Source organism: Streptomyces sp. NPDC088261, from assembly GCF_044740805.1.
Taxonomy (GTDB): domain Bacteria; phylum Actinomycetota; class Actinomycetes; order Streptomycetales; family Streptomycetaceae; genus Streptomyces.
Map to the genome: position 1 here is coordinate 788,544 of NZ_JBIURL010000001.1, position 21,120 is coordinate 809,663.

The 21,120-nt window shown below is 72.2% G+C and carries 8 protein-coding genes; 1 reads left to right on the forward strand and 7 read right to left on the reverse strand.

The genetic code is table 11. The features are described from left to right. Window positions 1-5: 5 nt before the first annotated feature. The 7 genes from ACIODU_RS03450 to ACIODU_RS03480 all read right to left on the reverse strand — a co-directional run bounded on the left by ACIODU_RS03450 (window position 6) and on the right by ACIODU_RS03480 (window position 19,110). On the reverse strand, window positions 6-1,250 hold the full coding sequence (locus ACIODU_RS03450) for a cytochrome P450 (protein WP_401763309.1): 1,245 nt from the start codon (window positions 1,248-1,250) through the stop codon (window positions 6-8). Window positions 1,251-1,317: 67 nt separating this feature from the next. After that, complete coding sequence (locus ACIODU_RS03455; RefSeq protein WP_401763545.1) at window positions 1,318-2,961, reverse strand: phytoene desaturase family protein; 1,644 nt, start codon at window positions 2,959-2,961, stop codon at window positions 1,318-1,320. Window positions 2,962-3,062: 101 nt separating this feature from the next. Then, window positions 3,063-4,766, reverse strand: a complete 1,704-nt coding sequence (locus tag ACIODU_RS03460; protein WP_401763312.1) for a phytoene desaturase family protein — start codon at window positions 4,764-4,766, stop codon at window positions 3,063-3,065. Beyond that, on the reverse strand, window positions 4,756-15,699 hold the full coding sequence (locus ACIODU_RS03465) for an amino acid adenylation domain-containing protein (RefSeq protein ID WP_401763314.1): 10,944 nt from the start codon (window positions 15,697-15,699) through the stop codon (window positions 4,756-4,758). The genes ACIODU_RS03460 and ACIODU_RS03465 overlap by 11 nt, the downstream gene beginning before the upstream one ends. 99 nt (window positions 15,700-15,798) lie before the next feature. Beyond that, complete coding sequence (locus ACIODU_RS03470) at window positions 15,799-16,620, reverse strand: sterol desaturase family protein (protein WP_401763316.1); 822 nt, start codon at window positions 16,618-16,620, stop codon at window positions 15,799-15,801. Between the two features lie 605 nt (window positions 16,621-17,225). Continuing rightward, complete coding sequence (locus ACIODU_RS03475) at window positions 17,226-17,387, reverse strand: hypothetical protein (RefSeq protein ID WP_401763319.1); 162 nt, start codon at window positions 17,385-17,387, stop codon at window positions 17,226-17,228. 211 nt (window positions 17,388-17,598) lie between these two features. Beyond that, window positions 17,599-19,110 (reverse strand): amidase family protein, encoded by a 1,512-nt coding sequence (locus ACIODU_RS03480; protein WP_401763321.1) that lies wholly within the window; start codon window positions 19,108-19,110, stop codon window positions 17,599-17,601. A 572-nt stretch (window positions 19,111-19,682) separates the two neighbouring features. Between ACIODU_RS03480 and ACIODU_RS03485 the strand changes: the two genes are divergently transcribed. Then, the gene (locus tag ACIODU_RS03485; protein ID WP_401763324.1) at window positions 19,683-20,912 is read left to right on the forward strand and encodes a damage-control phosphatase ARMT1 family protein; all 1,230 of its coding nucleotides are present in this window, start codon (window positions 19,683-19,685) and stop codon (window positions 20,910-20,912) included. Window positions 20,913-21,120: the final 208 nt, after the last annotated feature.

Below are 21,120 nucleotides of genomic sequence, written 5' to 3' on the forward strand. Positions count from 1 at the left end.
GCCCCTCACCAGGTGACCGGCAGCGAGCGGAGGCCGCTGAAGAACTCCTTGTCCCGCCAGTGCAGTTCCTCTTCCGGGACGGCCAGGCGCAGGGACGGGAGGCGGGTGGTCACGCGGTGCAGGGTCGTTTGGAGTTCCAGGCGGGCCAGGTGGGCGCCCAGGCAGTAGTGGATGCCGTGGCCGAAGCTGATGTGCGGGGTGCCCGGGCGGTCCAGGACCAGGCGGTCGGGGGACGGGAAGGCGGCGGGGTCGTGGTTGGCCGCTGCCTGGGAGACCACGACCGGGTCGCCGGCCGGGATGAGGACGCCGCCCAGTTCCACGTCCTCGGCCGCGTAGCGGGGGAGGGTGAGGCCGTTGAGCAGGGGGACCAGGCGCAGCAGTTCCTCCACGGCGCGGGGGATCAGGTCGGGGCGGGCGCGCACGGCCTTCAGTACGTCCGCGCCGCCGGCCCCCGCCTCCCCCGGCAGCAGCAGGACCGCGAAGAAGTTGGCGATCTGGTTGGTGGTGGTGACGAAGCCGCCGATGAGGATCTCGTTGAGCAGCCCGGTCAGTTCCTCGCCCGTCAGGGCGCCGTCGTCGGAGGCCCGGACCAGGACCGTGATCAGGTCGTTCGCGGGGGTACGGCGCCGGGCCTCGACCCACTCGTCCATGCGGGCGAAGAAGTCCTTGGCGTGCTGCTGTACGACGTCCGGGGTCACGGCGCCGGAACACACCGCGTCCGCCCAGCTCCGTACCCCCGCGCGGTCGGCCTCGGGGACCCCCGTGAGTTCGCAGATGAGGGTCAGCGGGAGAGGGAACGCCAGGTCCTCGACCAGATCGGAGGGCGGCCCCGCCGCCACCATCCGGTCGAGCAGCCCGTCGACCACGTCACCGGCGTGGCCGCGGAGGCGCTCGATGCGGCGGGCGGTGAACTCCTTGGACAGCAGCGCGCGCAACTGGGTGTGGCGGGGGGCGTCGAGCGCGATGAGCCCCCCGCCGGTCCTGGGCATGGGGCCGATGCGGGGCTGGTCGCGGTGGACGGCCTCCGCGAGGCTGAACCGGGGGTCCGACAGGACGGCGCGCACGTCCTCGTAACTGGTGGCGAGCCAGGCGTCGTCCCCGTACGGCAGCCGGACCCGGACCGGGGGCCGGTCGCGCAACTGCCCGTAACCGCCGGGCAGTCCGAGGCCCCCGGTGGTCCAGAACGGGTACGCGAGGGGCTCCGGGGAGGTGTCCCGGACGATCGGGCAGACATCGGGGGGCACGGTCACGGATGTTCCTTTCTCAGTTCTCGGAGGGGGGAGCACGGCTCTCAAAGGGGGGAGAGCGCGGTCGCTCTCAGCGGTGCGGGCCCACCGGGATGTCCACATGCGTCGGCGGCGGCGCGCTCGTGTCGACCGACGCCGTGAAGTCGACGCCGTCGTCCCGGCAGATGAACTGCATGACCTGCCGCCCCGCCGCCGCCGCGCGGATCAGGCCGCCCGTGGTGGCCCACACCCCGGAGAGGTAGAAGTTCTCCAGACCGGGCAGGACGGGGCCGTTCTTCTTGACCAGCTCCTCCATCAGCTCGCCGCTCTCCACGAAGGGCTGCCAGCCGAGGAAGGTGCCCTCGAAGCTGTTGGTGTACCGGATCTGGGTGAGGGGCGTGCAGGTGTCCCGTACCGCGATCGAATCCTTCAGCCCCGGATACAGCTCGTCGAGGAAGTCCACGACGGCGTCCCTCGTCCGCCGCTTCGCCAGTGCGTACGCCTTGCCGCGCCGGACCGGGAGCGTGTGCAGCTCCGCCCCCCTGCGGGGACGGCTGAGCCGCTCCGGGCCCTCGGCGAGTTCTCGCCAGGCGGTGGTGTCGGAGAAGTACGTGGCGTAGATGACGGTGGTGTCCTCGGGCGACAGCTCGGGGTAGAAGCGGCTGCGGAACTGGACGTTGAGGCTGGGGTGCCGGATCCCGGTCAGCCGCGAGGCCGTCGCCTCGTCCAGCAGGTGCGTGGTGGTCGGATCGGCGTCCGGGAACGGCCGGCGCAGGCCGAGGAAGACGCTCGCGTACCCGGGGAAGACCATGCCGGGCCGGTGCAGGGTCTCGCGGTACAGGGTCGCGTACTCCCCCTCCAGATAGCGCCCGCCCAGCAGGTCGAGGAGGGTGCGCGGCCCGTCGCAGGCCGAGACGATGATGTCGGCGTAGTGCTCCTGGCCGTCGGAGAGCCGTACACCGACCGCCCGGTCGTCCCTGACCAGGATCTCCTCGACCATCGCGTTGTACGTGATCTCCCCGCCGAGGTTCAGGTACCGCTGCTCGATCGAGCGCGCCAGGCCCAGCGAGCCGCCCTCGGGCACCCCGGCCGACCGGTGCGCCTGGGCGGCCATCTGGAAGTAGAACGGCAGGACGGGGAAGCCCGGGTGCTTCTCGTACAGGATGTAGTTGAAGGCGTCCCGCAGCAGCGGGTCCTTGAAGCGGGTCGAGTACTCCGACATCAGCACGGACATCGACGTGCGGAAGAGGTTGAAGTACGGGAGGAAGCCGGCCAGCATCCGCCAGCGCTCCCGGCGGCTCATCAGCCCCACCGGTTTGAGGAAGGGGTACGACGGCAGGCAGGCGATGAACTTCCTCAGCCCCGCGCAGAACGACCGGATGGCGCGGGCGTCGGGCGGCGACAGCGACAGCAGATGGCGTTCCAGCCGGTCGGGGTCGCAGTAGAAGTAGACCGTGCGGCCGTCCCTGCCCCGGACGGTGTTGAAGACGTCGAAGTGGCGCATCTCCTTCCCCTGGAGCGCGCCGAGTTCGAGCCAGATCTGGTGCATCTCGTTGCCGGGGCCGTTGCCGAGGAGCCAGCTGACGCAGGCGTCGAAGGTGAACTCGCCGCGGCCCCAGCCGGTACAGCAGCCTCCCGGGATCTCGTGCATCTCGAAGACCTGGGTGCGGTAGCCGTTCATCCGGCCGTACGCGCCCGTCGAGAGGCCGCCCAGGCCGCCGCCGATGATGATCATGCTCTTCCGGCGGGGGGTCGCCCGGGTGGTGGCGGTCGTGGCTGTCGTGGTGGTCGGGTTGGTGGTGTTGGTCGTGTTGGTCGTCGTGGTCACTTCGGTTGTCACCGCACCCTGCGTGTTTCGAGCTGGGGCAGCCGCCCCAACTGGTCCGGATGCCAGGGCGTCGTACCGCCGCTCTCCCAGGCGTGGAAGTCCAGGCCGAGTTCCTTGCACAGGTACTGGGCGACGAACCGGCCGCCCGCGGCGGCGCGGATCAGGCTGCCGCCCGCGAACCACTGGCCCGCGAGGGAGAATCCGGCCAGGCCGGGCAGCCGCATCCGGTCCTTGTTGATCAGGCCCGTGATCACGTCGTCCGCCGCCGTGAAGGACTTCCAGCCGAGGATGCTGCCGCCCCGTACCCCCGTGTACCGCTCGGTGGTCGCCGGGGACGCCACGTCCACCACCTCGATGGCCTCGCCGATGCCGGGGTGGTGGCGCTCCAGGAAGCCCCGGACGAAGTCGGCCACCTCCTGCTTCCGGGCCCAGTACGCCTTGCGGTCGGTCGTCCGCAGCCGCTTCCAGGACGCGTAGTCGCTGAAGTACGTGCAGTGGACGACGGACTTGCCGGGCGGGGCGAATCCGTCGGAGTAACGCGAACGCATCTGCACGACCAGACTCTTCTGGAGGACGTCCGGCAGCGCCGCGCAGTCCTCGTCCGAGAGCAGGTACGTGGTGCTGTGCCGGGCGTCCGGGTCCAGTTCGCCGTCGATCCCGACGAACGCCGAGACCATGCCCGGGTAGAGCAGGTCGGGCCGCTCGGTCATCCCGAAGAGCTTGTCGACCCTCGGGCTCGAATACCGGCCGCCCAACAGCCCCTGGATGGTGGTGACTCCGTCGCAGGCCGACACGACGTGGTCGGCGAAGTGCCGTTCCCCGCCGCGCAGTTCCACTCCGATCGCGCGGTCGTTCTCCACCAGGATCCGCTCCACCCGGGACCGGTAGTCGACCCGCCCGCCGAGCGCCGTGTACCGGTCCTCCACCGAGCGGGCCAGGCCCAGCGAACCCCCCTGGGGGAAACCGGCGTTGAGGTGGTACGCGCTCGCCATGTTGAACAGGTACGGCAGCAGCGGGAAGACCTCGTGGTCCTGGAAGAAGATGAACGGGAACGCCCGGCGCAGCAACGGGTCCTCGAACCGGTCGCAGAAGCTCTCCATCCGGGTCACCGCCGTACGCCAGAACAGGGCGAAGGCGGGCAGCACCGTGCGCAGGGCGGCCAGCTTCTCGCGCGGGGACTGGAGGGGCGGCGGGGTCAGGAAGGGATAGTGGTTGACGCGGATGAAGCGCCGCAGGTCGCGGCAGAACGCCCGGATCGGGCGGGCGTCGGCCGGCGAGATCTCCAGGAGGTGCGCTTCGAGGCGGTCGGGGTCGTTGTAGAAGGTGACCGAGCGGCCGGTCTCGTCCGTGACGGTGTTGAACATCTCGAAGTTCGCGATGGACTTGCCGTCGAGCGCGCCGAGTTCGCGCCACAGGCGGTTGGCGTCGTTGCCGTGCCCCGTACCGGTGAGCCACTCGATGCAGTAGTCGAAGATGTAGTCCTCGCGCGCCCATGCCGTACAGCAGCCGCCGGGCAGGACGTGGCGCTCGAAGATACGGGTCTCGGCGCCGCTCATCTGCGCGTAGCAGCCGGCGGAGAGGCCGCCGATGCCCGCGCCGATGACGATCACGCGCGGCCGGTCCCCGGGGGTGCGGCCGGCTGCCGCCGCCCGGGGGCCCCGGGCCTCCCACACCGGCCTCTTCTCACGTGCCGTCGGGTTGTCACGCGCCATGGAGTTCCCTGTCTGTGGTGCCGTCGTCCACGGAAGCGGAACGCTGCCGGGGTGCGGTCGCGATGAGGTCGCCGAGCGCGGACAGCACCAGGGCCGCGTTCCGCTCGGCGGGCTTCTCGTCGAGCATCTCCGCGTGCAGGCCGGCGCCGCGCACCAGCCGGCTGGCGGTGGTGGAGGTGGTGTGCCAACTGCCGGGCCGCCCGGCCGCGTAGAACGGCGCCTTCGCCTCGTCGGAGATCACGGTGACCGTCGCGGCGACCGATCCGTGGTTCGGGGTGCGCCCGCAGTACTCCAGGTAGTCCCTGGCCTGTTCGAGGGTCTGCGCCGTGACGGTCTCGGAGTGGGTGTGGCGGCGCAGGTGGTCCCGCAGCTCGCGCTCGAACGCCTCCGTGTGCTCGGCGGAGATGCCGTACCGCTCCTCGATGCGGTACGAGTCCATGATCACGACATGCGCCACCTCGCGCCCCCGCTGTTCCAGCCGCTTGGCGACCTCGAAGGCGAGGTTGCCGCCCAGGGAGTAGCCGAGGAGGAGGCAGGGCCCTTCGGGGTGCAGCGAGTCCACGAGGTCGGCGTAGCGCGTGCTCTTGTCGCCGTCGACGTGGTTGAAGGCGATCAGCTCGTACGAGGGGAGGTGCGCGGCGAAGTGGCGGTAGACGAGCCCGTGGCCGCCGGCCGGCGGGAAGCAGAAGACGACCGGTCCCGCGCCCGTGTTGAAGGACAGGTGGGAGAGGTTGCCGGAGACCCGGCCGGTGACGATGTCCTCGACCGTACGGGCCATGCCGTGCAGCGTGGTCACCTTGAAGAGCAGGCCGACGGGGATCGCGATGCCGAACTCCTTCTGGAGGCGGTGGATCAGCTCGATGAGCGTGATGGAGCTGCCGCCGGATTCGAAGAAGTCGCTGTGCAGGCCGATCTGTTCGAGGCCGATCACCGCCTTCCAGTGGGCCGCGACCCGTTCCTCGTAGAGCGTCACGGGTGGCTCGTGGTGCTCCTGCGCGGACTCGGCGGCGGGCACGGGCAGCGCGTCCGGGTCCACCTTTCCGTTGGCGTTGAGGGGGAGGGCGTCCAGCGTGTGGAGGCGGGCCGGGATGAGGTACGTGGGCAGGTGGGCGGCGAGGTGGCGGCGCAGGGCGCGCGGGTCCGGGGCGGTGCCGGGGGCCCGTACCACGTAGGCGCAGAGGGCCGGTTCGCCGCCGTGGTCGGTCCTGACCATGGCGTAGGCGTCGGCGACCTCGGGGAGCGCCGTCAGCAGGGACTCGATCTCGCCCGGCTCGATGCGGTGGCCGCGCAGCTTGATCTGGGCGTCGGCGCGGCCGAGCAGGTGGATGCGGCCCCGGGCGTCCCTGCGGGCCAGGTCACCGGTGCGGTAGAGCCGTTCGGGGACGGCGTCGGGGCCCCGGTCCAGGGTGAGGGTGACGAACCGTTCGCCGGTCTGCTCCGGGTCTCCGGCGTACCCCTGGGCGAGGCCGGCCCCGCCCGCCCACAGCTCGCCGGTGACCCCCGCCGGTGCGGGCTGCCTGCGGGCGTCGAGGACGTGCAGGACGCAGTTGGGCAGCGGTCCGCCGATGGGGACCGTGCTGTTCGGGTCGAGGCCGTCGGTGGGTCCTTCGAAGCAGGCGCTGTCGACGGTGGCCTCGGTCAGGCCGTACGAGTTGAGCACCCGGGTGTCCGGGCCGCAGAGGCCGCGCAGCCGCTCGTACTCCGCGACCTTCCAGGTGTCGGAGCCGACGATCAGCAGCCGCATGAAGTCCAGCCGGTGGCCGCCCTCCTCGCAGTGGGTCATCAGGGCGCGGACCACGGCGGGGACGAACTCGGCGCAGGTGACGCGCTCGGTGATCATCGCCTCGTACAGCCGTGCCGTGTTGAGCAGCAGCTCGCGGTCGGCGAGGACGAGGCGGCCGCCGGAGCACAGGGCGCGGACCAGGTCGCCGGTGAAGACGTCGAAGGAGACGCCGGCCATCTGGAGGTGGACGCGGGGTGCGGAGTCCGGTCCCGGGTCCGTTTTCGGTCCTCGTGCCGCTTCCGGTGCCAGTCCGTACTCCTCGCGCCAGGCCGCGCCGAGGGCGGCGAGGGCGCCGTGGGAGACCCGTACGGCCTTGGGGCGGCCCGTCGATCCGGAGGTGTGGATGACGTACGCGAGGGTGTCGGGGCCGACGGGCGGGCCCGCGGGGGTGGGGGTGTCGGGGGCTTCGGTGGTGGGGGCCGGGGTGTCGGCTCCGGCTCCGGCCGCCGGGCTCTCGGGGTCCCCCGCCATGACGTCGGTGAGGAATTCCGCCCCGGGCACGTCCAGTTGCCCGGCGCACGCCGGGTCGGTGAGGACCAGGCGCGCGTCCGCGTTGCCCGCCATGAACGCGAGCCGTTCCGCCGGGTGATCGGGATCGAGGGGCAGGTAGGCGGCCCCCGCGCGCAGGACGCCCAGCAGCGCCACGATCAGCTCCGGGGACTTCGGCAGGCACACCGCGACGACCCCGCCGCTCGCCCCCCGCGCCCGCAGCCGCCCGGCCAGCGCGCCGGAGGCCCGCTCCAGCTCCGCGTACGTCAGGTGGCGGGCCAACCCGCCGGGACTCGCGGCGGGAACCGTGACCGCGACCGCGTCCGGGGTGCGTTCCGCCGCCCGTACGAACAGGTCGTGCACCAGTGGCTCCGGGGGCAGCACCCGGCCCCTGGCGGCAGGGCCGTGCAGGATCTCGTGACGCTCGTCCTCGCCGAGCATGTCGAGCTCCCCCGCCGGCCGGTCGCCGGGTGTACGGGTCAGCGCGTCCAGGAGATTGCGGTAGTGCCCGGCCAGCCGGCGGGCGGTCTCGGGCCGGAACAGGTCGGTGTTGTACTTCAGGACGCAGTGGAACCGGTGCTCGGCCTCGTCCTCGTACGCCGAGAGGGTCAGGTCGAACTGCCCCTCTTCCTCGGGGAGTTCGATGTAGTCGAGGTGATAGCCGTACTGCTGCGACGACACCTTGTGGGCGAGCAGGATGAACATCGCCTGGAAGACCGCCGAGCGGCTGGGGTCGTGTTGCAGGCCCAGCTTCTCGACCAGCAGGACGAAGGGGTACTCCTGGTGGTCGATGCCGCCGAGCACCGTCCCGCGGACCTGGGCGAGGAGGTCGGCGACGGTCGGGTCGCCGCCGAGATTCGCGTACAGGGGAAGCGGGTTGACGAAGTACCCGTACACGGACGACAGGTCCTCGTCCGTGCGCCCGGTCACCGGACTGCCGACGACGATGTCGTCCTGGCCGGAGTGGCGGTGCAGCAGCAGGTAGTAGGCGCACAGCAGCACCATGAAGACGGTCACGTCGTGCGCGCGGGCCAAGGCGTGCACGCGGGCACTGAGTTCGGGGTCGAGGACGAAGAACTCCGAGGCACCGTTGTGGGTTTGCACGGGCGGCCGGGGCGCGTCGGTGTGGAGGGTGAGCGGCGGGACCTCGGCGGGCAGCGCGCCGCGCCAGTACTCCAGCATGCGGTCGGCGTCCGGGGACGCCAGGAATCTGTTCTGCCGGTTGAGGAAGTCGACGTACCGGCCCCGGACGGGGGGCAGTTCGACCACCTGGCCGGTGCGCATGCCCTCGTACAGAGCGAGCAGTTCCTCGATGAAGGTGAACGTGGAGATCGCGTCGGAGACGATGTGGTGGACCGCCTTCATCAGCACCCAGCGGTCCGGGCCGCGCCGGAACAGCCGGAAGCGCATCAGGCGGTCACGCGCGAGGTCGTACGGTCTGCGGTACTCCTCGACGATCAGCTCGCGGATCCCCTCCCACTCCATGCCTTCGACGTCGAAGACCTCGAAGTCCGGCTCGACCGCGTCCGATACGGTCTGGAGCGGCCGGCCGTCCTCCATGACGAAGTTCGCCCGCAGGACGGGGTGCCGGGCCACCAGGGCGCGTACGGCGGCGGCCATCAGCCCGGGATCGATGGCGGTACGGACCTCGACGGCGCCGCCGATGTTGTACGCGAAGCCGTCCGGGTGGAGCTGCTTCAGGAACCACAGGGCTTTCTGATTCTGCGTCAGGGGATGGCGGGACGCGTCCTGGTGGACCTCCACCGCGGTGTCGTCGCCCGGGCCGCTTCCCGCCTGTGAGGCAAGTGCCACGGAACCGGCGAGGAGTTGGGCGGTCAGCTCGCGCAGGGGCGCCCCGCTGAGCAGCGCCACGACCGGGAGCGCGACGCCGGTCGCCGCCTGGACCCGGGCGCGCAGCTCCATGGCGAGGAGCGAGTCGATGCCGTACGTGCCCAGGCCCGTGTCCGGGTCGAGCTGGTCGGCGCTCATCCGCAGGACGGACGACGCGCAGCCGAGGAAGCGGTCCGCGACGAGCCGGGCACGCTCCTCGTCGCCGGCGGCGGCGCGGAACCGGTCCAGGTAGGCGCTCTGTTCGTCGGGCGCGCCGGCGCGGGTGGCGGTCTCGCCGGGGGTGGTGGGGGCCGCCGCCTCGGCCGCGAGCCGCCGGACCAGCGGGGGCGGGGAGGGATACCAGGCGAGGAAGGTCTTCCAGTCGACGACGGTGGCGATCAGGAGCTGGGCGCGGTCCTGGCCGAGGACCCGTTCCAGGACGGCCATGCCCGCGGAGGGGGAGAGGGAGCTCATGCCGCGGACGGTGCGGTAGTGCTCGACCAGGCTCAGCTCCTCGATCATGCCGGTCGCCCAGGGCCCCCAGTCCAGGCTGAGCGCGGGCAGGCCGCGCGCTCTGCGGTGGTGGGCCAGGGCGTCGAGGAAGGCGTTGCCGGCGGCGTAGTTGGCCTGGCCGGTGGTGGTGAGCAGGGACGCGACGGAGGCGAAGAGGACGAAGTGGTCGAGCGGTTCGTCGCGCAGGTGGTGGTGCAGCAGCCAGGCGCCCGCGGCCTTCGGGTCGAACGCGGAGTCGAACGCGGGCCGGTCCAGGCCGTGGACGGGCGTGTCCCGTACGTGCCCGGCGAGGTGGAAGACCCCGCGCACCGGGGGAGCGTCCCGGTCCCGGTACCCTGCCAGCCAGCGCGCGAGGGCGCGCTCGTCGGAGACGTCCAGAGCCGCGTGTACGGGGTGGGCGCCGAGGGCCTCCAACTCCTTGACGAAGCCCACCGCGTCGGCCGCCGGGGAACCGGGGTCGAGGCCGCGCCAGGTGGCGCGGTCGGGCAGCTCCGTACGCCCGACGAGGATCAGGTGCCGGGCCCCGCGCCGCACGAGATAGCGGCACAGCAGCCTGCCCAGCGCCCCGAACGCGCCGGTGACGAGGTACGCGCCGTCGGTCCGCAGCCGGGGAGGAAAGGGCCGCGTGAGCCCCGAGGCCCGGGAAAGCCCACTGACGAGCCGCCGCCGCCCGCGCAGGGCGACTTCGTCCTGGGGCCGGCCGGGTGCGGCCGGGGCGAGGATCTCCCGGAGGAGCGCGGCGGCGTCGGCCTGGGCGTGCGCGGTGGCTCGGGCTTCGGCGTCGGCCGGGCTGTTGGCGTCGCGCCACGCTTCGGTGTCGCTCCCCGCTTCGGTGGCAGCTTGGGCTGCGGTGTCGGCCCGGTCTCCCGTGCCGGCTTGCGCGCCGGCTTGCGCGCCGGCTTGCGCGTCGGCTTGAGCGCCGGTGTCGCCCTGGGTTTCGGCGTCGGCCCGAGCGGCGGCGTCGGTTCGCGCTTTGGTGTCGGTTCGCGCTCCGGTGTCGACCCCCGCTCCGGTGACGGCCTGGGCTCCCGTGCCGAGCCGGGCGTGGGCGCAGGCTTGCGTGCCGGTGCCCGCTCGTGCCCCTGGGGTGCCCCGCGTCTCGGCGTGGGCCTGTGCTCCCGCGTCGGCTTTCACTCCGTTGCCGGCCTGCGGTTCCGCGTCGGCGTTCGCCTCGGTGTCGGTCTCCGCCTCGGTGTCGGCGCGGGCTTCCGCGTCGCCCTCCGGCCCGATGCCTGCCTGGGCTTCCAGGTCGGCGCGGACTTTGGTGACGGAGCGGGTGTCGGTGTCGGTCTGTGCGCCGGTGTTGCTTCGGGCTTCCGCGTCGCCCTGGGCGCTGGTGCCGTACCGCACTTCGGGGTCGGTCTGCGTGCCTGTGTCAGTCCGCGCGCCGGTGTCGCCGTGCGTTCCGGTGCTGGCGTGGGCTTCCGCGTGCGGTCGGGCCTGGGCGTTGGCCTGTGTCCTGGTGTCGTGCGGGTGCTTCGCGCCGGCGTTGACTCGCTCCCGGGCGTTGCCCTGCGCTGCCGCGTCGGACCGCGTTCCCGTGGTGGCGTGGACCACGGCGTTGGCGGGTGTGCTGCCGTTGGCGGGCGTTCCGGCGTTGGCCGGTGTGTTGCCGTTGGCGGACGTTCCGGCCTCGGCCCGTGTTCCGGCCTCGACCGGCGTCCGGGTGGCGTCCCGCGCCCCGGTGTCGGGGTGGGGGCGCTGGGGGACGATGGCGGTTCGGGCCTCGGTGGTGCCGCGCGTCTCCGCGTCGGCCCGTGGCTCGCTGTCGGTGGCCTGTGCGGGCTCCCACCCGGGTCCGGTCAGGAGGAGGTCCGGCGAAGGGAGGGGCAGGTCGATCAGCTTTCCCCCGTGCGCGGTGAGTTCCTGGTGCCGCAGCACCCGGCCGATGCCCCAGACGGGTGCGCCCAGCGGTTCCACCCGGTCTCCCGGGACGGCCGCCTGGGCTCCCCGGGTCACCAGGTGCAGTGCGGCCGGCGCGGCCGACTGGCCCGGGGTGTCCTGGAGCGCCTGGGCCAGGGCCACCACGGAGTAGGCGCCCAGCGTGCTGTGCGCGTGGAGGTCGCCGCGCCCGGTGTCCTCCAGGGCCGGCAGATCCAGGTTCCACAGGTGGACGATGGTGTCGAGGGCCGGACGGTCGGCTTCGCCGGCCTCTGCGGCCTCGGCGTCGACGTCGGCGAGGTCGGCCAGCAGCCTGCGAAGGTCGTCCGCACTGTCCGGGACCACCCGGGACTCCCGGCCCTCCCGGTCGAACGCGTAGCCGTCACCCGGCCGTACGAGGTGGCAGCGCGCACCGCTCGCGCCCGCCAGCGCCGCGAGCCGGTCCGCCACCCCGCCGGGCCGGTCCGCGAACAGCAGCCAGGTGCCGGACGCCCGCGGGCTCCGGGCCGCTTCCGTGTCCGGGGCGCCCTCCCGTGGCGCATCGTCCGGGTCGTCCTCCAACGGCGCGTCCGTCCAGGTGAGTTCGGCGAGCCAGCTGTCGATGGTGGGAACGCCCACCGCCGCCGACGCCTGTTCCACGTCCGCGGCGCGGAAGCCGCGTACGTAACCCAGCGGTTCGCCGTCCTCCGTGTAGAGGGCGATGTCGCCGACGAGTTCGTCTCCCGCCCGCCGCGTGACGGTGGCGTGCGCCCACAGGGCCCGGTCGCCGACCGGGGCCGTACGGACCGCCTCGATGCCGAGCGGAAGCAGCATCCCGCCACCGGACGCGGCGTCCGCGTCCGCGAGCCCGGCCACCAGAAGCGCCTGGAAACAGGCGTCGAGCAACGCCGGATGCACATGATGTCCCCCGGCACCCCCGGCACCTGTGGCATCCCCGGCACCCTCCGCACGACCGGCCCCCGCGGGCGGCCGGATCAGCGCCAGCGCCTCGCCCCGCCTCCGCCAGACCTCCGCGATGCCCTGGAACGCGGGGCCGTACTCGTACCCGAAAGCGCCCAGCGTCTCGTAACACGCGGCGGAGTCCAGGCGCTCGTCCGCCCGGGCCCGGATCGCCGCCCCGTCCAACGCGGCGGTGCGGCCGGCCGGCACGCCCCCGCGCACCACGCCGCACGCGTGCACGGCGGGGGTGTCGCCGCCGGTCGCCACGGTGAAGGCGGAGGTCTGCGCGGAGAGCGACAACTGGACCGCGCGGGGGGCGTCGTCGGGCAGGAAGAGGGCCTTGCACAGTTCGACGTCCGCCAACTCGGCGTCCGTACCGCCGGTCAGGGCCCGTACCGCCTGATAAGCCATCTCCACGTACCCGGCCGCCGGGAACAACGTCCTTCCTTGGATGCGGTGATCGGCGAGGTACGGCGTGGTCTCCACGTCGAGCGCCACCTCCCACGCGGGCTCGGCGGTGGCGAGGCGCCGGCCCAGCAGCGGATGGTCGACCCGGCCCAGCCTGACCTGCGCCACGGGCGCGGGCTCGGTCCAGTACCGGTCCCGCTTCCACGGGTAGCGGGGCGGCGGCACCCACCGCCCGCCCGGGTGCAGCGCCTCCCAGTCGACGGCGCAGCCGAGGGTGTAGAGCGAGGCCAGGGACGTGGCGAAGCGCAGCGCCTCGCCCTCGGCGCGGCGGATCGACGGCAGCGCGGTCACGGTCTGGCGCGGCCCGCCGGCCCCGGACGTGCCCGAGCTCCCGGCCCCGGACGCGCCCGCGCCCCCCGCCCCGGAGGTGCCCGCCCCCGCCCCGGACGCGGCGTCGGTCAGGGGGGCGCCCTCGCGGGCCTCGCGCGCGGCGAAGCACTCCTTGATGGAGTGCCCGAGGACCGGATGGGGCCCGATCTCCAGGAACGTACGGTGCCCGTCGTCGAGCAGCGCGTCGACCGCGTCGCGGAACCGTACGGTGTCCCGGACGTTGTCCCACCAGTACCCGGCGTCGAGTTCGGGCCCCTCGGCCCGTCCCTTCCGGCCGGTGAGGTGGAGGGGCACCCGGGCGGGACGCGGGTCGATCCCGGCCAGCTCCGCCAGCAGTTCGGCCTTGATCTCCTCCATCGCGGCACTGTGGTACGGGACTTCGACGTCGAGGAACTTGGTGAAGACCCCCTCGGCCCGCAGCGGCTCCGCGTACGCGGCGAGCGCCTCCCGGTCCCCGGCCAGGGTCAGGGCGCCGGGGCTGTTGACGGCGGCGACGGACAGGCGGTCCCCGAAGGGCGCCGCGCGCCGCGCCGCCTCGGCCTCGGGCAGGCCGACGGCCAGCATCGTGCCCGCGCCGGCGAGCCGGTGCTGCAAGCGGCTGCGGTGCAGGACGATCCGTACGGCGTCCGGCAGGCTGTAGACCCCGGCCTCGTAGAACGCGGCGACCTCGCCGGTGCTGTGGCCGACGATCGCGCCGGGACGGACCCCTTGGGCGCGCCAGAGGGCGGCGAGGCCGATCTGGACGGCGAAGTTGGCGGGCTGGGCGAGCCAGGTCTGCGCCATCCGGGAGACGTCCTCGTCGGCGTTCAGTTCGGCGGTCAGCGACCAGCCGGCCTGCGCGGCGATCTCCCGGTCGACGGCCTCGACGGCCTCCCGGTAGACGGGCGAGGTCGTGAACAACTCCCGACCCATCGCCCACCACTGCGGCCCCATACCGGTGAACACCCAGGCGGGCGCCTCCTGTTGCCCTTCCCTGCGTCTGCCTCGCAGTACGCGGGGGTGCTCCTCACCCCGTACGTATGCCGCCAGCGCCCGGTCCAGATCGTCACGCGTCTCGTAGACCACGGACAGCCGGGCGTCGTGATGCTGCCTGCGGCAGGCGAGGGAGTGGGCGAGGTCGGTGAGGGCGGAGTCGGTGAGGGCGGGACCCTCGTGCGATCCCTGGGCCGTCACATCCGCTCGTACGGACTCGGCCAGCTCCGGCAGTACGGAGGCGTCGTGGGCGCTGAGCGGCAGCACGGCGAACGGCAGACCGCCGGCCGCGGGCGCCACCCCGGCCGTCGGCGGCGCCTCCGCGGCCGCCACCGGCGCCTCCTCCAGCAGCACATGAGCGTTGGTGCCCCCGAACCCGAAGGAGTTGACGCCCGCGCGGGCCGGCCCCTCGTGGGCGGGCCAGGGCGTGACCCGGTCCGGGATCTCGTACGGCGCGGCGTCCAGGTCGATCGCCGGATTGACGCGTTCCAGGTTGATGTGCGGCGGGATCAGCCGGTGTTCGAGGCTGAGCGCCGTCTTGATGAGCCCGGCGATCCCGGCCGCCGACTCCGTGTGCCCGATGTTCGTCTTGACGGAACCGACGTAGCACGCGGCGCCCGGCTCGCGGCCGACGGCGAGGGCGCGCGCCAGCGCGTTCGCCTCGATCGGGTCGCCGACCGGGGTGGACGTGCCGTGCGCCTCCACGTACTGGAGGCTCCCCGGGGTGATCCCGGCCCGCGCGCAGACCTGCTGGATCAGCGCGGTCTGGGCGTCGGCGCTGGGGACGGTGATGCCGTGGGTACGGCCGTCCTGGTTGACCCCGGTCTCGGTGATGACGGCATGGATGGGGTCGCCGTCGCGGACCGCGTCCGTAAGGAGTTTTAGGGCGACGATCCCCACGCCCTCCGCCCGTACGTAGCCGTTGGCTCCGGCGTCGAAGGTCCGGGAACGGCCTTCTGGCGAGAGGAAGCCGCCCTTGGTCTCGGCGATCGTGTACTGCGGCGCCAGGTGCAGCAGCGTGCCGCCGGCCAGGGCCAGCGCACTCTCCCCGCGCCGCAGGCTCTCGCAGGCGAGGTGCACCGCCACGAGCGACGAACTGCACGCGGAGTCGATGGAGAGGCTCGGGCCCCGGAAGTCGAAGCAGTGCGAGAGACGGTTCGAGACCATCGTCATCATCGTTCCGGTGGCCGTGTGGGCTTCGAGGGTGTCGAAACGGAGATCCGAGAACTGAAGGATCTTGTAGTCCAGGGTGAACGCCCCGACGAACACCCCGACGTCCCGCCCGGCCAGCTCGCCCGGCTTCTGCCCGCCGTCCTCCAGGGCCTCCCAGGCGACTTCGAGCAGCTTGCGCTGCTGCGGGTCCATGGCGTGCGCCTCGCGGGGGCTGATGCCGAAGAACGCCGGGTCGAACTCGTCGAACCCGTCGATGTAGCCGCCGCGCCCGCCGACGAGCCGGCCCGGTTTGGTCTTGTCCCTGCTGCCCAGGCCCGCCGCGTCGTACCGGTCGGCGGGCGTCGGCGTGATGCAGTCCTTGCCCGCGACCAGGTTGCGCCAGAAGGACCGGTGGTCATTGGCTCCGCCGGGGAAGCGGCAGCCGATGCCGATGACGGCGACCTTCTCGCGGGGCGCCACGGACACAGCGGGGGTGGCCGACGGGGACGCCGCGGGGGTGGCCGCCGCGGACGCCGCGGGAGTGGCCGGCGGGGACGTGCGAGCTTGTGCAGACATGATCGTTCCTTGGGTCGCCAAACAGGCGCACGCGAACGGGAGCGGCGCGCCGTACGAACGTGAACGGACAAGAAACAGAGGGGCGGAGGGGAGAGCCCGTCACCCGGCGGAGCGGCGCCAGGGGTGGACGAGTGTGGTGAGGATGCGACCGGTGTCCGGGAAGGTGCGGGGATCGGCCAGTCCGACCGCCGCCGGCTCACGACCGGGACGCCAGGTGAACGTACCGAAGAGCCGGTCCCACACGGACAGGTCGGAGCCGTAGTGGCCGGCTTCCGCCAGGTCGGTGCTGTGGTGCAGCCGGTGCTGCTCGGGGCCGGCGAGGACGTGGTTCAGGGGCCCGAGCCGCACGCGGACGTTGGCATGGACGAAGTACCCCTGCGCCACCACGAAGAGCCCCACCGCGAAGACCGCGCGCTCGGAGAATCCGACCAGCGCGAGGGCCAGTTGGACGAATCCCTGTGAAATGACGACGTCGGCCACGTGGTTGACGCTGTTGTTGCCGACGTTCACCTTGTCCGGCACATGGTGCACTCCGTGCAGCCGCCACAGCCACGCGTAGGTGTGCCCGGCCCGGTGCACCCCGTAACTCGCGAGGGAGCCGAGCAGCAGCGCCAGCGGGATCTCGCCCCACAGCGGAAGCACGGGATACGGATTCGCCACCGCGCCGACGGCCAGGAGCACCAGATTCTGCCCGAGCGCGCCCCCGGCGGCGGTGAGGACGTAGTACACGGCGTAGTGCCCCCACTCCCGCCGGACCGGCCGCCACGCGGGGTTGTACGGAATCACGAACTCCAGCACCAGGAGCAGCCCGAGCACGGCGAACTGGAAGAGGAAGGTGGCCACGCCCGGCTCCCATCCGCGCCACACGGTGGGGACGAAGACGGCGACGGCGGCGAGCAGCAGAAGGGGTTGGGCGGCCACAGCCAGTACTTCTCGCACCGTTAGCCGGGGCATGGCGCACTCCTCTTCAAGGTGACGGAGGGGACACGTATGAGAGCGCTCCCGGCACACGAAAAGCCAAAGAGGCGATTACAGTATGTAGTTTGATGAACACGGAAAGCAATGCCCACCACCCCGGCGCACGATGCCCCCAGCGCACATCCCGCACCCCACACGCCCCCGAGGCGCACACCCAAAACCCGTCCCAACCCGGCATAGTTCGCGACGCGTTGACATGCGCGGCTTCGCAGCCGGCCGTCCGTGACCTTCCTGTACGAATGCGTACTAATACGTACGAGCGCGTACGAGCGCTCACGCGGGGGACGGGCCGGTCACGTCCAGATCGGCGCGCATGGTCGCGCGCATCCGTGAAAGGTCCGCCCAGCACGTCTCGATCCCGGCTCGCGCGGCGGTCACGTCCTCGCCCTCGCGTGCCGTACCCCGCGTGACAGGCCAGGGCGCCGTAGACCGACCCCAGCCCGGCGTCGACCCGCCGCACATCGGCCAGCACCTCGGTCAGCACCGCGTCCGGCGCGAGCACACGGCCGCCAGCAGGCCCGCCACCGCCGAATCCATCATGGCCTCCCTCAGTGTCCCCGCCAGGAGAAGGCCGCCCACAGTTCCAGCGCCGCCGAATCGCCGTCGTGCAGGACGTCGGCCACTGTGCGCGGCATGTCCCCGGGGACCTCACGGTCCGGGTCCAGCAGCCACACTGCGCCCCGGCGAGGACGGCCGGGGGCCCTGCTCAAGCCGTCGTCGGACCCCTCGCTGGCGCTAACACCCCTGCGAACCGGTACTACTTGAACGACCTCCTCGCACCACTGCGCATCCGGGTCGAACACCCCCGCCGACGCGCGTGACCTGGGCTCCCTCGTGGCCGGGCCCGCCGGCGCCCGGCCGGCGGACCCTCGCGACGCAACTGCCGGGGATGCCGCGGACCCCCGCTGAACCGGCGCGCCGTCAGGGCGCGCAGGTGTCCCCGGAGCCCCCGGAGTCCCCGAGGCCCGTAAGAGCCGTGCAGCGATACGGCGCCGGATTGATCACCGTCGGCGGCCGGCGCAGCTTGGTGGCCTGCTCGTAGTCGTGGGCGTAGCCGACGAGCGTGGGCTCGCTCCACGCCTGGCCGAGGAACGAGATGCTGAACGGCCGCCTGTTGGCCGCCTGGTAGCCGGCCGGGACGCTGATCGAGGGGTATCCCGCCTTCGCGCCGATGCCCGCGCTCCCGCTGTTGGCGAAGAGCAGTGCCGTCAGGTCGTTGTCCTTCATGACGGCGTCGATACGGTCCTTGCTGTCGGCCAGGTCCTGGGCCCGGCTCGCCTTGTAGGCGGCCGTGTCGGCGCTGTCGGGGCCGAGGTCCTTGGCCTCCGAGTTGAGCGCGTTGACCTGCCCGAACTTCAACGCCGCCGGTGCGTGTGCGCTGTTGTACGCGATGATGTCGGCGAGGCTCTTCATGGGCGCGTTCCTCGGCAGCCGCGCCAGATACGCGTTCAGGTCGCGCTTGAACTCGTACGACAGGACCGTCGAGGAGCGGCCCGAGGTGTCCAGGCTGACATCGACGAGCGTCGCGCCCTGGTCCGTGAGAGCGGTGACGGCGGCGTCCCAGAGGGTCCGGTTGTCGGTTCCGGCGGCCGGGACCTGGCTCGCGACGACGCCGATACGGGCCCCGCGCAGCGCGGTGGTCGACAGGTCCTGGCCGAAGTCGTGCCCGACGAGCGGGTTGGCGGCGGTGGCGGGGTCCGCCGGATCCTTGCCGTCGAGCGCGGTGAGCGTGGCCGCGGCGTCGGCGACCGTACGGGTGAGCGGGCCGGCCGTGTCCTGGCTGGCGGCGATCGGCACGATGCCCGTACGGCTGACCAGCCCGACGGTCGGCTTGATGCCCACGACGGAGTTGGAGTACGCGGGACTGAGGATGGACCCGGAGGTCTCGGTCCCGACGGTGACGGCGGCGAACCCGATCGAGGCGGCGACACCCGACCCGGCGCTGGACCCGCTCGGGGTCTGGCTCGTGTCGTAGGCGTTGAGCACCTGCCCGCCGAGCGAGCTGTAGCCGCCGGGCATCCCGCTGGTCAGGTAGTTGGCGAACTCGGTGAGGTTGGCCTTGCCGAGGATGACCGCGCCGGCTTTACGGAACCGCGCGACGATCGGCGCGTCCTTGGCCGGGTACGAGTCGGCGAGCGCCACCGAACCGGCGGTGGTCGGCATGCCCGCGACATCGATGTTGTCCTTGACGATGACCGGGATGCCGAGCAGCGGGCTGTGCGGCCCCTTGCCGCGCAGCGCCTTGTCGGCGGCCGCGGCTTCCTTCAGCGCGTCGGGATTCACGGAACGTACGGCGTTGAGCGAGGGCCCCTGCGAGTTCAGGTCCCGTATGCGCTCCAGGTACGCCTTGGTGAGCGCGGCACTGGAGATCTTGCCGGAGCCGAGCAGCCCGCCCAACTGCGCCACGGTCGCCGTCTCGAGGTCGACGGACACGGGTCTCCCGGAGGGACGCCCGGTCGCACCGGCTCTGGACGTGGTCGCCGACGCCGTACCGGCGACCAACAACACGGCTACGGAAAGGGCTACGGCGTGGCGCCGGTCGAACCGTTCACGAGCCGAGAGGTAGTTCTTCACCGCAAGCTCCCATCGAGGCACGAATCTCTGGCCCCAGCATGCAAACGGCGATCCGCGTCCACCACGTATCCCCCCGATATCGATCAAGTTGCCATCCCCGCACGCGCGTCCGGCCCCCCCGGCCAACGTGGACGTGACGGCACCCGACTACGCGAAGTCGGGGGCGTGGCCGTCGGCGACGACCCGCTGAAACCTGCGCCCAGGACGAGGGAAGGGAAGGGCGGCCAGGTGGCACCGACCGCGTCGGCGGACCGCGACCGCGCGGTCGACCGCCGCGGTCGGCCTCGACAGTCGGCCGGAGGGCGGGCCCGGCCTGTCACCATGGACGGACCGGGCAACCGGTGGCGGTCGGGGCGGGAACCGGCGATATCGCGGTACGGCTTCAGCGGACAGACAGACTCACCCCCCACCACCCACGAAGGGCTTGGACCATGAGAGAGAAGACCTCCGGCGCCTCGGCCGAAGAGGTGGCTCACACCTCCCCGTCCGCCGTCGCGTCGAATGCTCCGGTCATCCTGAGCAACGAGCCCGGATCGTTCGCCTGGAGTGTGCTGGCCAAGCGCCACCCCGCGCTCATCCAGCAGGTACGGGACGCCTTCCCGTACGGCCCGCGCCAGCACGAGGCACTCGACGTCTTGCTGGAGGAGATCACCAACGGTGTCGTCCAACCACTTCCCCCCGAGGAACACGACCACGAGAGCTGGGCGGCTTGGGGGGAGGAGCACTTCGGCCGTTCCTGGTACGACGCTCCGTTTCTGTGGGCGGAGAGTTACTTCTACCGCAGACTCCTCGGCGCGGTCGGGTACTTCGGCACCGGCCCGTGGCAGGGAGTCGACCCGTTCGCTCCGTTCAAGAAGGCCGAACTGCGAGGCGACACGGTGGAAGAGGAACTGCGCGCCCTGGACGCGCTCGCGCACGTGCCGCCCCAGGAACGGGCCACGGCCCTGCTCCACGCCTCGCTCTGGGGCAACCGCGCGGACCTCGGCTTCCGCGTCACGTCGGCGGAGCCGGAGGCCGGGGACGCCGCCGCCCCCGCGCTGGTCGCCGACGACAGCGACCTGCTGTGGCAGCTCCTGCCGGTCGGAGCCGGCTCTACGGTCGCCGTGGTGGCGGACAACGCGGGTCGAGAGCTGCTCCCCGACCTGATCCTCATCGACCACCTCCTCGCAGAGCGGCACGCCGAACGGGTCGTGCTCCACGTCAAGCCGTACCCGTACTACGTCTCCGACGCGATGACGTCGGACGTCGCCGACTGCCTCCGCCGCCTCACCCACGCCCCCGGCGAAGCCGGCAGGGTCGGCGGCCGCCTGTGGGAGGCCATGGCGACGGGCCGCCTGGACGTCCGTACCCACTCGTTCTACTGCGCTCCGCTGCCGTACGAGGAGATGCCCGAGGACCTGCGCAAGGAGTTCGAGGCCGTCACGCTCACGATCCTGAAGGGCGACCTCAACCACCGCCGCCTCGTGGGCGACCGGATGTGGCACGCCACGACACCCTTCGCGGAGCGCACGGCATATTTCCCAGGACCGGTCGCGACACTCCGAACCCTGAAGTCCGACGTCGTCGTGGGCCTGAAACACAAAACGCTGGAGTCCCTCGACCAATCCAACACCCCCTGGCGCACGACCGGCACCCACGCACTGATCCTGGTCCGGCGGTAGACCCCACCCCCAAGAGCCCACGGCGGGAGGCACCGCCACCCACTTTCACGGGTCGGCCGGGCCCCTGTCGTGTGCAATGGGCCACTTCGCGGGGCGAACGAACACCGGTCTCGGTCGGGTGCAACCAAGTTGGCCCCGTGGGGAGTTGGCGCCTTCTCCCACCCCTTTGGGACTGACATACTCCTCACGCCATGATCGATAGCGCGGG

Excerpts from the sequence above, each read along its gene's own strand:
- ACIODU_RS03460 (WP_401763312.1), bottom strand. The coding sequence starts at position 4,766 with ATGGCGCGTGACAACCCGACGGCACGTGAGAAGAGGCCGGTGTGGGAG.
- ACIODU_RS03455 (WP_401763545.1), bottom strand. The coding sequence starts at position 2,961 with ATGATCATCATCGGCGGCGGCCTGGGCGGCCTCTCGACGGGCGCGTAC.
- ACIODU_RS03465 (WP_401763314.1), bottom strand. The coding sequence starts at position 15,699 with ATGTCTGCACAAGCTCGCACGTCCCCGCCGGCCACTCCCGCGGCGTCC.
- ACIODU_RS03485 (WP_401763324.1), top strand. The coding sequence starts at position 19,683 with ATGAGAGAGAAGACCTCCGGCGCCTCGGCCGAAGAGGTGGCTCACACC.